Genomic DNA, 13,115 nt, shown 5'->3' on the forward strand with positions numbered 1-13,115 from the left:
TAACGAACAAAAGCTGAACTATTAAAAAAATCCAACTTATGAATCTATCTAATCTCATTTCAAGCATCCACTGGATCCCGGTCGTAATAATGACAATCGTTTCGTTTGCTTTGGGAGCAGTGTGGCATCAAAAATTTTTGTTTGGTAAAACCTGGGCAACAGAAAATAAACCAAACCTGGATCGGAAGATGAATATTCCGCTCATCTTTGGAGGAACTGCGGTTATGCACTCACTGGCTCTTGCCGGATTGAGCGCTTTGGTTTCAGGACATGGGTGGCACGACGGGGTTCATGCCGGAGCACTGGTCTGGTTTGTTTTTGTGCTTCCGCCAATGACTGCAACCTACCTTTTTGCCAATCGGTCGATGAAACTTCTTGCCATCGATGCAGGAATGTATATTATTCTATTCTCGCTGGCAGGAGGGATTATGGGAATCTGGTAAATGAACTACCTTGGAATAAGTTCGCGATGTATCAAAAAAGCTAATGCACATTTCAAATACTCAACCGACCTCAAGGTCTTGGTATAACCCAAAAGAGAATAAAAATTGTTTGAATTAATTCCTATCAGATACAAAAAGTATTTTATATTTAATAATGGGCATTGACTTTATGATTATTTTCAGATAACTTTGTTGAACAGTGCAAAATATATAACCAATAAAGATTCGTTTATTGCGTTGTAAAAATATTAAGCTGCATCTAATTCATTTTCTTTTTGTCTGTTTATAAAAGCTTATGATTCTCAAACCTCTCCTTTTCTGCTTGATTCTCCTCATAACATTTAGTATAAAATTGGCATCACAGTCACTTGATGCTGAGATATTAAGATACACAACATTATGCGATGTTGATAAAGAAAAACTTACTATAACAGATTCGATAACCATACAAATAAACAACCGGGCAGGTGACAAATATACCAATATAAGTATACCCTATTCAAAATTGGAAAAGGTCTCAGCTATTGAAGCCTGGATTGAGGAATCGAATGGCAACGTGGTCAGAAATTTAAAAAAGAGCGATATTTCTGACAGAAGTGCCGTTTCTGAGAATTCCTTGTATGAAGATGACTTTATCAAATGCTTTCAACTTAAGCACAACATTTATCCCTACAAAGTCACTTATACATACCAAACTATATGCAAAAATTATATCATTATAAGTTCATGGACACCTGTCATTTACGATAAAATACCCACAAGGAATGCGAGACTCAAAATTCAATTTCCAAAAGGGTTTGAATACTCTAAATATTCAACTAACACTTCTGACTTCAGGAAAGATTCAACAGAAGCTAACATTATACTCGAATGGGCGGCTTCTTATCCGAACCCTATTGAGCCTGAAATATTCTCGCAACCTAATGATTTTAAACCATCTGTATTAGTCACACCTGTATATTTTAAATATGGAGTAGAAGGTTCGTCTAAAGATTGGATATCATACGGAAACTGGCAATATAAACTCTTGCAAAACCTGGATGTTTTGCCGGAAGAAGAAAAAAAAACGATTTCTGAACTTGTGAAGGGAATCACCGATAAAAGAGAGATAATCAAAACGTTATACCATTATCTGCAAGATAATACCCGGTATATTAACATTTCGATCGGAATTGGCGGACTAAAGCCATATCCTGCATCTTATGTTGCACTTAATAAATATGGCGATTGCAAAGCATTAACAAACTATATGAAAGCCATATTAAACTACGTCGGAATTGAATCATTCTATACCAAAGTAAAAGCCTCAGAACAACCTCAGAATATACTGAAATCAATCGCAGGACCACAATTTAACCATGTTGTGCTTGCAATTCCATTAATGAATGATACCATTTGGCTAGAAAACACTGATAATGCAAACCCTTTTGACTATATGGGTTCATTTACCCAAAACCGAGATGCATTTTTGGTATCAAAAGATAAAAGCAAATTTGTAAGGATCCCAGCATTAAAGTCAAAAGACAACCAGTCTTCATTTAAACTTGATTTTGACTTGAGCACTACGGAAAGTTCAAATGTGACAATTCATTCGACCTTCAGAGGTTCAGGATTTGAGGTTTTTAATCAACTTCACAATGAGTATAATGATGACGAAAAAGACAAGATATTCAGAAGTTATTTACCATTTGATAATTATGAAGTTATTAAATGGGAATTAGTTCGTGAAAACAGAGACACTGCAAAAATTGGATTAAACGTAAACCTTAATTTGAGCAAGTTTCTTAAACCATTGGGAAGTGATTACTATTTAACCCTGTTCCCATGTAGAATACCACTTTTTACCGTTCCTTCGAACAGAAAACTTCCAGTTATATTGCCATTTCCAATTTGTAACTCGGACACCTTAATGTATAACATCCCGGTTGATTATGAATTGAAAAATAAACCGGATACCTTCTCTTTAAAAACAAAGTATGGCAATTATGAGCTGCAATTGAATATTATAAATGGTAAAATTTATGCAATTAAACATTTTGAACTTTACTCAGCTTCCTATTCAATTGCAGAGTATCCTGATTTCTATTCCTTTATCAAATCGGTAAATGAAATCGACAGAATGAATTTGGTTCTAAAACGACAACTATAAAAACCAACATGCACCAAAATGAAAAAAATCGTAATCCTGATTCTATGCTTTACAAGTGCTATTTTGACAATTAACGCCCAAAATTATACTCATGAGTTTGGGAAGTTCAGCTCTGAAGAGTTCCAAATGAAAAAGTATGACAAAGATCCGTCAGCTGAAGCCGTTGTAATCTATGATATTGGCACATCATTCTTTACACGAGACGATGATGGTTTTAAGTTAATCTTTGAACGTAAAATGAAGATTAAAATATTCAATAAAGCAGGACTGAAATGGGCACAGCAATCCATCCCTTATTATGAAGAAAATAATCGGGCAGAAATAATTGTTGAGCTCAAAGGGAATACCTATAATTATGAAAATGGTCAGGTGAAAATATCAGCTCTAGATCCTAAAAATTCTTACAATGAGAAATACAACGAACATTGGTTTGATAAAAAATTTGCCATGCCCGATGTTAAAGAAGGATCAGTTATTGAGATTTATTACAGAGTGGTAAGTCCTTACCTTTTTAATCTTCGCAGTTGGGAGTTTCAGTGCGGAATACCTACGATTTACAGCGAATATACCACAAAGATGATCCCATTTTATGAGTATGTTTATATCATTCAGGGAACCAACAAATTTGACACGTTTAAAACTTACACAGTATCTAGTTCAACCAGTCCTTTTGGACTTATTACGTACGATGACGTTGTTTATTTCTTTTCGATGAAAGATGTCCCTGCATTTAAAGACGAATCATTCATTACTACTTCTGAAGATTACATTATTAAACTCGATTTTCAATTAGCTACAATCCATCATCCGGGAGGAGCCAATGAACTTATTATGTCTACATGGCCAAAACTTTCCGAAGAAATGATCGACCATGCTTCTTTTGGCAAATACATTAACAATTGCAAGAAGAAAGGTAAAGAGATAACTGACACTATGAAAATTGCATCAAAATCGCAAACGGATAAAGCAAAATATATTGAACATTTTGTAAAATCAAATTTTAACTGGAATGGTAAGAGCAATAAATTTGCTACAAAAAATGTAAAAGACATTTTATCAAGCAAAACGGGTAACTGTGCCGATTTAAATCTCCTCTTGGCCGGTTTATTAAATTCTGCAGGCATTGAAGCATATCCAGTATTAATAAGTACTCGCGATCATGGGAAAATAAAGCTCGATTATCCATTTCAGCACTTTTTTAACTATGTGCTTGTCTATGCTAAAACTGATAGTTCAACAGTAATGCTTGATGCAACTGATCCGTTTAGTAATTTTGGAGAAATTCCTTCCAGATGTATCAATGAAAAAGGGCTTGTGATTCAAAAGGGCAAAGCCGAATGGTTGAACCTTAAAAGCAATTCCACTTCAACTCGAACCTTTCATATTGACTTGAAATTAACTCAGGGGAAAGACAGTATCAAACAAAACTGTAGATTAGTCACTACCGGATTTGAAGCAATCGACTATAGGGAAAGATTTACTTCATCGTACAAAGATTTAAAGAGTGAATTATTTGGACTTAATGCTAACCCAAACGATACTCTTTCTCCTTTAAATTTAAAACAGATTGAAAAGCCATTTGAAATTGCTTTCGATCAACAGAACCTTGCGGAAACAATAGAAGGCAAAATAATTATTTCGCCTTTCTGCGGTCTTGCCATATCAAAAAATCCATTGACTCAGCCGACCAGAAATTATCCCGTAGATATTACATATAAAAAATCAACCAGATTTCAGACTTCGATAGCAATTCCAAATGGGTATAAACTTCTTTCGCAACCGTTAGATATGAATGTCAGTAATAATTTAGTTAAAATCACATTTACAACAGAGATTCAATCAGATGGACACATAAACGTTACTGGAAATTATGAATTCAAGAAGGATGTATATGATACATCTGATTATATTGAATTGAAAAAATATTTCAAAATGATCGTCGATAAATTCAATGAAAAAATTGTCCTGAGCAAAGAAGTCTAGTACATCAGAAATAGAAACAACTTTTATTCCACTATCCTAAATCGAAAAGGTCTTATACTTCATCCTATTCGGTTTCGGATAGTGGTTTGATATCTATTTCTGTTAGAAAACCATTACAATTATTTTTTTCAGGTTTAGCTTCCCCATTATCTTTTTAATTTGTCTTTTCCACTGAAGCTTTTAACTTTACGTTTCAATTTGAACCCCTGAACCAAACCCAAATGATCATCAAATTCCAACTCTTCTTACTTCCCTTTTTCTGTGTCCTTTTTCTGAAAGCACAACCAAACAAACAATTCACACCCGGCGAAATCTGGAACGACAACAACGGTAAACACATCAACGCCCACGGTGGTGGAATTCTCTACTATAACGGAACCTATTACTGGTATGGTGAGCATAAAATAGCCGGTAAAATCGGGAACTCAGCTCAGGTTGGCGTTAGCTGTTATTCGTCGAAAGATTTATACTATTGGAAAGACGAAAGCATTGCCCTGAAAGTAGACGAAGATCCAGCCAGCGACATTACCAAAGGCTGTACCCTCGAACGCCCCAAAGTAATTTACAACGCCAAAACCAAGAAGTTCGTGATGTGGTTTCACCTCGAACTTAAAGGCAAAGGTTACTACGCAGCCCGAAGCGGAGTTGCTGTGAGCGATAAACCGGAAGGACCGTTTACGTTCCAGAAAAGTTTCCGCCCGAATGCCGGATATTGGCCTGTTAATGTTCAACCTTGCCACAAAAAAACCGTTTCTCCCGACGTGAAAGATTCGTATTGCGGAGGAAAAGGCTGCCTTCCTGCTCCGGTTGATTCGGTGAATCTGGTGGGTCGCGATTTCAAAGGTGGACAAATGGCCCGCGACATGAACCTGTTTGTTGACGATGACGGAACTGCCTACCACATTTATTCTTCCGAAGAAAACAGCACCCTGCATATTTCGAAATTGACCGACGATTACCTCTCCTATTCCGGACAATATTTTCGCGCATTTGTTGGCCGTTACATGGAAGGTGCAACCCTATTTAAACGTAATGGCAAATATTATATCATTGCATCCGACTGCACGGGTTGGGCTCCCAATGCAGCCCGATCAGCCGTTGCCGACCAAATTTTTGGAAACTGGACAGAACTCGGGAATCCGGCAATTGGAACAGATTCGGAAACTACTTTTCGCTCGCAAAGCACCTACGTTTTGCAGGTTCAGGGTAAAAAAGACAGCTACATCTTTATGGGCGACCGCTGGACTCCGGATAACCCAATTGATGGACGGTACATCTGGCTGCCAATTACCTTCGAAAACGATGCCCCTAAGTTGTACTGGAAAGATGCATGGAGCTTAAAAAGCGATGAACGAAAGAGGGAGCGCGAAGAATAATAGTAAACTCAAATTCTTGAATAAATTAAATCAAATAACTGAAATGCAATGAAAAAAATCTTTCTGGCGCTGACAATCATGTTCATTTTCAGCACAAACATGTTCGCAAAAATCATTCTTCCATCGGTATTTGCCGACAACATGGTACTGCAACAAAACTCCGACGTGGCCATTTGGGGCTGGTCCGATCCGGGAGAAACCGTTAAAATTGTGACCAGTTGGAACAGCAAAGATACCGTAAAAGTGAAAGCTGATAATGCAGCAGCATGGAAGACAACAATTCGTACCATCGGAGCCGGTGGCCCCCACTCCATCCAAATCATAGGAAATAATGGAGTAACCTTAAACAATGTGATGCTTGGCGAAGTGTGGGTTTGCAGCGGACAGTCGAACATGGAAATGAGTGTCAACTGGAAACTGATCAACGGCGAGGAAGAAGCAGCCAAGGCGAATAACCCCAATATCCGGATTTTTCATGTTCAGAAGATCGGAGCCGACTATCCACAACAAACCTGCAATGCCACCTGGACATTATGTACGCCTGAAACCATGCGCGCAACAAGCGCCGCAGGTTACTTTTTTGCCCGTGAATTGCAGCAAAAGCTGAATGTTCCGGTCGGGATTATTGTTTCAGCCTGGGGTGGGACTCCTGCTGAAGTCTGGATCGAGAAAAGCCGCATCGAAAACAATCCGGAGTTGTATAAGAACAAACACACTGATGATTCACAATGGTGGCCGGGCAGCCCTGGAAAGTTATACAATTCGATGATCGCACCGTTTGTTCCTTACGGAATTGCAGGGGCTATCTGGTACCAGGGCGAATCGAACTGCGAAAACTACCCGGTTTATTCGCAGCTGATGAAAACGCTGATCGAAAACTGGCGTGCTGATTTCAAAAAAGATTTTCCGTTCTATCTTGTGCAAATTGCGCCTTTTGATTACGGCGAAAAAGGTACCTCTCAATACATTCGCGAACAGGAAGAAATTGTGGCTAAAGCAGTTCCTAATACTGGAATGGTTGTCATTACCGATTTGGTCGACAACATCAAGGACATCCACCCAAAAGATAAACTGAATGTGGGCAAACGCCTGGCTAATTACGCTTTGACTGAAACCTACAAACAAAATGTGGGCGCATACAAATCACCATCTTACCAATCCATGCAAGTCGAAAAAGGCAAAGTCCGCCTGACATTCAGCGATGTTTTAACCGGTTTAAAATGTACTGCCAAAACTCCCGAACGCTTTCTGATTGCTGGCGACGATCAAAAATTTGTTCCCGCTACGGCTAAAATGGATGGAAATACAATTGTTCTTTCCTCGAAACTAGTAAAAGTTCCGTTTGCCGTTCGTTTCTGTTTCGACAACACCACCATGCCCGATGTGTTTAGCACAGAAGGGTTGCCACTGGCGCCTTTCCGAACTGATGAATGGTAATTTCACCTTATAAAGAAAACCACATAGAGCACAATAGAAAATTTAAAAAAGCTATGTGCCCTATGTGGTTCAGTTAACTTTTTTACCTGAATGAAAAGATGAAAAACTTTTTCGTCATTATTCTGATTTTGATCTCCGGGGCTCTCTCTGCCGTAGCACCTTTTTCTCCTGAAAAACCCGATTCGGCAACTTCACTATCCGCCGTGAAGGAAAGCTACAAACTCTCCGGGCACCACCTGGCGGCTTTGGCTGAAAAAGTGCTGTACAAAAAAACACCGCAGGAAGATATGTACCTGTACATTTTACGTCCTCAGGCAAAATCAGAAAAGCCCTTGCCTGCAATTGTTTATTTCACCGGCGGCGGTTGGGTTGCAGGCGATGTTTATGGGCAAATACCAAATCCGGCCTGGTTTCGCGACCACGGAATTATTGGTATTGAAGCCGATTACCGGGTCAAATCGCGCCACGGAACTACACCCATCGAATGTATTCAGGATGCCAAATCGGCCATCCGATTTGTAAGAGCCCATGCCAAAGATCTGGGAATTGACCCAAACAAAATCATTGCTGCAGGTGGTTCTGCCGGTGGACATCTGGCAGCCTGTACTTTTCTGGATGGTGGCGATACTCCAGGCGAAAATATGAAAATCAGCTCGAAACCCAATGCAATGGTACTTCACAATCCGGTGCTTGGCGAAGGTTTCGGGAAAGAATTTTTCTATGCTCATCCTGAATTTTCACCTATTCTGCATATCAAAAAAGGCTGGCCACCAACCATTTTATCAAACGGAACCAAGGACAATACGACGCCATTTCAGTACGCTGAGAAATTTACCCGTTTAATGAAAGAAGCCGGGAATGTATGCGAACTGATACCGGTTAAAGATGCTGATCACTCCTGCGACTGGCCGGTCGGTAATCCCAACTTTTTGCCTACCTTGCAGCGAATGACCGATTTTCTGAAAGAACAGAAGTTGATGAACTAATTTAAACAGCTGTACCATGAAACGAATTCACTTCTTAGCTGGTATCCTTTTGCTCCTAATTGGCTGTTCTGCACCAACCTCAACTTATTACGTTGACGGGCAATTGGGCAACGACACGAATCCGGGGACGCTGGGAAAACCATTTAAAACCATAAAATGGATCAATTCGGTTCAACTTCATGCAGGGAATTCAGTATTTTTTGCCGGCGGGCAAACTTTCGCCGGAACGCTTCAATTGAAAGGGCTTAAAGGGACAAAAGAACAACCCATCACAATCGGATCTTACGGAAACGGTCGCGCCATTATCAATGGTGAAAATGAAAGTTCGATTCAAGCCTCAGATTGTTCATGGCTTCAGGTAAAGAATCTGATCCTCACCGGGAATGGCCGTCAAAAAGGAAACACTGGTAGCGGTGTTGAATTTCGTAGAACACTTAATTGCTCAATCGATAGTGTTGAAGCCAGTGGATTCCTTTGGTCAGGAGTAAAAGCAGTTGGTGGAAAGGACTTGAGAATTACCAATGTTTATGCACACGACAACGGGTTTTCGGGTATCAACGTTGAATCGGACGGGCAGAATGCAGGTGGTTTGGAAGGTTCGGGGGCGAAATCGTTCAGAAATTTATACATTGCCAATTGCATAGCCGATAACAATCCGGGCTGTCCTGAAGTTAAAAATAACCATTCCGGAAATGGCATCCTGATTGGCGGCGTTACCAATGGAACGATAGAATATTGCGAGGCCATGAACAACGGCTGGGACATGCCCCGCGAAGGAAACGGGCCGGTTGGAATTTGGGCTTACCAAAGCGACAGCATCACCATTCAATATTGCTACGCACACGACAACAAAACATCTGAAAAAGGCAAAGATGGCGGAGGGTTCGACTTCGATGGAGGAATGACCAACTCGGTGATGCAATATAACTTTTCGGCCAATAACGAAGGCGCCGGATATGGTTTGTTCCAATATTATGGTGCGTCAGTCTGGAAAAACAACATCGTTAGGAACAACATCAGTTACAACGATGGGCGCAAAAACGGACAAGCTGGTATCCTGATGTGGATTGCAAAAGATTCTCCTGAATCCATTTCAAGCTGTCAGATTTACGGGAACAAGGTGGTAAATTGTTATGGCCACGCCGTAAGCTTCGAGGCTGGCGCTTATCCTGAATTTAACTTTCGGAACAACATTTTTGTAATCACGGGGCATTCCGTTTCATTTGTTAACGGAAACTATTCAGGAGCAACTTTTGCCAATAACCAGGCCTGGTCAACCGACCGAAAAGTACCGCTTGCTTTTCCTGAAGACAAACAAGCCAGTCTGACCGATCCGAAAATCAAACTTCCGGTTAACGAAACTGAATTACCAAAGAATGTTGCAGAAATGAAAGAAACAAAACTCTTTAAAACGGAATAAAAATACCATAACCCAAACTAACCTAACCAATGAATACCAAACAACTTACCAAAAAACTTAAACGACTTTTAATGTTGTTTGCAGCAATACTAATTGCTTCTTGCAACACGCAAAAACCCGATTTCAGCAACCGCGATCAGGATTTTGACTCCGGATGGAAATTCAACCGGGGCGATGTTCCCGAAGCAGAAATGGCATCGTTCAACGACTCAAAATGGAGATCGATCGATCTTCCGCACGACTGGAGCATCGAAGATTTACCCGTGGTTGCAGGTAAAAAACAGATAGGTCCATTTTCGGAAGACAGCCCGGGCAAAGGTGCAACAGCCCATGTTCTGGGAGGAATAGGCTGGTACCGAAAAACATTCACCCTCGACAAATCGGCCGAAGGTAAAAAAGTACAAATCCTGTTCGACGGTGTTTACATGAACTCTGAAGTCTGGATCAACGGTCAGTCGCTGGGCATCCACCCATACGGATACACTCCTTTCTATTACGATCTCACTCCTTATTTAAACCCATCAGGCGAAAAAAACACGTTGGCTGTTAAGGTAAAAAACACCGGTAAAAACAGCCGCTGGTACAGTGGATCGGGTATTTACCGCCATGTGGTTTTACAGGTTACTGACAAAGTTCACATCCCAATATGGGGAATTTCGGTAACTACTCCTGAAGTAAATAAAGAGAAAGCAACTGTTAAGCTCAACATTAAAATTGCCAACGGAGAAAATAAATCAGGAAAACTCCAGATTACTACCCGACTTGTTTCGCCAATAAATCAGGAAAATATTGAAGCAAAAACCACGATAGATCAATTTTCTGGTGAAGTGGCTGATGCTGAACAAATTTTCGAACTAAAAGATCCAGCACTTTGGTCAATCGACACACCTCTATTGTATCAGGCCATTACCGAAGTAAGTTTCGACGGTAAAATTGTCGATCAGCAAACTACCACTTTCGGAGTCCGGTCCATTGAATTCAGCGCCGAAAAAGGCTTTCTTCTGAATGGCGAAAACGTTCTGCTGAAAGGCGGTTGTATGCACCACGACAATGGCCCGCTGGGATCGGCAACCATCGATCGCGCCGAAGAACGCCGTGTTGAATTGATGAAGAAATTTGGATTCAACGCCATACGCACCAGCCACAACCCTCCTTCGCGCCAGTTCCTTGATGCATGCGACCGACTGGGCGTTTTGGTTATCGACGAAGCATTCGACCAATGGCAGCGCCCCAAAAATCCGGAAGATTACAACCTGTATTTCGACAACTGGCATCAACAAGATATGGAATCGATGGTGCTTCGCGACCGCAACCATCCGTCGGTTATTTTCTGGAGCATCGGCAACGAAATCAACGAACGGGTCGATCCTTCGGGCCTCGAAATCATGAAAAACCTAATAGCTATCGTTAAAAATATTGATACAACCCGCCCAATAACCGAAGCCATTTGCTTTTTCTGGGATCATCCGGGCTACAAATGGGAATCGACTATTCCGGCTTTTGCGCTGCTTGAAGTGGGCGGCTACAATTATAAACTGGATGAATATGAAAACGACCACAAAATTGCCCCTGAACGTTTGATGATGGGCACAGAATCGTTCCCACTTCAGGCATTTGAAAACTGGCAAATGGTTGAAAAGCATCCTTATGTATTGGGCGATTTCGTTTGGACTGCGATGGATTATTTGGGAGAATCGGGAATCGGGCATTCATCTGTAAAAAGTGATAGCAAAGATACGTTCTCAATGGATTGGCCCTGGTACAATGCCTATTGCGGCGACATCGACATCTGTGGGTTCAAAAAACCGCAATCGTATTACCGCGATGTAGTGTGGAAAGTGAGCAATTTGGAAATGGCTGTACATTCGCCTATCCCTTCAGGAATGAAAGAACTTGTAAGTATGTGGGGCTGGCCCGACGAACAACAAAGCTGGAACTGGCAAGGCAGCGAAAGCCAAAAACTTCGGGTAAATGTTTATTCAAATTATCCTGAAGTGCGGTTGGAACTCAACGGGAAAGTGATTGGTACTAAACCAGTTTCTGCTGAGACCAAGCTGACAGCAGCATTTGAAGTACCATACGAAGCCGGCGAATTGAAAGTCGTTGCGCTGAAAGATGGTAAAGACGTTGAAACTAAAAGCCTGAGAACAACTGGAAAACCTGCAAAAATTAAATTAACGGCTGACCGATCTGAACTGAAAGCCAGTCGCAACGATCTTTCGTACGTGACCGTTGAAGTGGTGGATGAAAACGGTGCATTGATTCCAAATGCTAATTTGCCAATCCAGTTTAAAATTGAAGGCGCCGGAGAACTTGCCGCTGTCGAAAACGGAAATCCATCGGATATGAAAAGCTTCCACGTGCCTGAAGTAAGCAGTTTCAATGGCCGTTGCCTGGTGATTTTAAGGCCAACCGGAACTTCTGGAGAAATTAAACTGAAAGCCGAATCGGCCGGGTTGGAGGGAAGTGAAATAGTTGTGAACACAAAATAAAAAAGAGTACAAATTAAAGCGGATATTCTGAATTGTCAGAGTACCCGCTTTTTTATAGTATAACGGCAAAAAAAAGCCCCGAATTTCTCCGAGGCTTCCTACTTAAACACTTAACATACTCAACTAACTATTTAGCTTATCAACCTTAACAAATTTTTCGGATCCAGTCATTGAAATTCCGCAACGGCTAGGTGGAGTTGTATCGTATGTGTTTCCACAAGTTGGGCATACGTAATATACAGTTGGTAGCGACTTCACGGTTTTGCCTTCCAATGCGGCTAAGGCTTTTTCGTAAAATACTTTATGCTTTTGCTCTGTCTTATAGGCATAATTTAAACTTACCAATGCAAGCTGATTTTTGGCAGTATTGGCATTGGTCATAAATTCAGGATACATGGTTTTAACCTCGTAACCTTCGCCGGCAATGGCATCCTGCAGGTTTTCTTTGGTGGATTTTACAGTAAATTCAGGTTTAATTTCCGGAACTTTTTGACCCGATTCGCCTAACACAGCTTTGTGATTGGTTGCATGAATTTTTTCGGATTTCGATGCTGCCATAAACAACATAGCTATTTCGTGGTAGCCTTCCTCCTCGGCTTTTTTGCTGTAGGCAGCATATTTGGCACTGGCAGTAGTTTCGCCTTTAAAGGCATCCTGCATGTTCTGAAAGTTAACCGTTTGAGCATCGCCAACTACGGATTGTGACAATAAATTTTTCTGCGTTTCACCTTTTGAATTTGAATTGCTGGTGAACGACTGGAATACAACAACTGATGCAGCTGCTAAGAAAACCATTACGATTGATGACTTTTTCATTTTCTGTTTTTTT

General features: G+C 40.8%; 9 protein-coding genes. 8 read left to right on the forward strand and 1 reads right to left on the reverse strand.

Features of this window, described 5'->3' with window-relative positions:
- The first annotated feature begins 38 nt into the window (after positions 1-38).
- The 8 genes from AQPE_RS05960 to AQPE_RS05995 all read left to right on the forward strand — a co-directional run bounded on the left by AQPE_RS05960 (position 39) and on the right by AQPE_RS05995 (position 12,286).
- Positions 39-443 carry a DUF1761 domain-containing protein gene (locus AQPE_RS05960; RefSeq protein ID WP_318350137.1) on the forward strand — a complete coding sequence of 135 codons (405 nt, stop codon included), beginning with the start codon at positions 39-41 and terminating at the stop codon, positions 441-443.
- A gap of 352 nt (positions 444-795) precedes the next feature.
- Positions 796-2,592: a DUF3857 domain-containing protein gene (locus AQPE_RS05965; protein WP_318350138.1), complete on the forward strand. Its 1,797-nt coding sequence runs from the start codon at positions 796-798 to the stop codon at positions 2,590-2,592.
- 18 nt (positions 2,593-2,610) lie between these two features.
- Entirely contained in the window at positions 2,611-4,575 is a 1,965-nt protein-coding gene (locus tag AQPE_RS05970) for a transglutaminase domain-containing protein (protein WP_318350139.1), read from the forward strand.
- 221 nt (positions 4,576-4,796) lie between these two features.
- Positions 4,797-5,951, forward strand: a complete 1,155-nt coding sequence (locus AQPE_RS05975) for a glycoside hydrolase family 43 protein (protein WP_318350140.1) — start codon at positions 4,797-4,799, stop codon at positions 5,949-5,951.
- A gap of 48 nt (positions 5,952-5,999) precedes the next feature.
- Positions 6,000-7,388, forward strand: coding sequence for a sialate O-acetylesterase (locus tag AQPE_RS05980; protein WP_318350141.1), 1,389 nt, complete (start codon positions 6,000-6,002; stop codon positions 7,386-7,388).
- Positions 7,389-7,486: 98 nt separating this feature from the next.
- A complete protein-coding gene (locus AQPE_RS05985) occupies positions 7,487-8,374 on the forward strand; it encodes an alpha/beta hydrolase (RefSeq protein WP_318350142.1) in 888 nt (295 codons plus the stop codon).
- A gap of 16 nt (positions 8,375-8,390) precedes the next feature.
- Positions 8,391-9,794: a right-handed parallel beta-helix repeat-containing protein gene (locus tag AQPE_RS05990; RefSeq protein WP_318350143.1), complete on the forward strand. Its 1,404-nt coding sequence runs from the start codon at positions 8,391-8,393 to the stop codon at positions 9,792-9,794.
- 29 nt (positions 9,795-9,823) lie between these two features.
- Entirely contained in the window at positions 9,824-12,286 is a 2,463-nt protein-coding gene (locus AQPE_RS05995) for a glycoside hydrolase family 2 TIM barrel-domain containing protein (RefSeq protein WP_318350144.1), read from the forward strand.
- Positions 12,287-12,409: 123 nt separating this feature from the next.
- Here AQPE_RS05995 and AQPE_RS06000 read toward each other — a convergent pair whose 3' ends face one another.
- Entirely contained in the window at positions 12,410-13,102 is a 693-nt protein-coding gene (locus tag AQPE_RS06000) for a rubrerythrin family protein (protein ID WP_318350145.1), read from the reverse strand.
- Positions 13,103-13,115: the final 13 nt, after the last annotated feature.

The organism is Aquipluma nitroreducens (assembly GCF_009689585.1).
GTDB classification, from domain to species: Bacteria; Bacteroidota; Bacteroidia; order Bacteroidales; family Prolixibacteraceae; genus Aquipluma; species Aquipluma nitroreducens.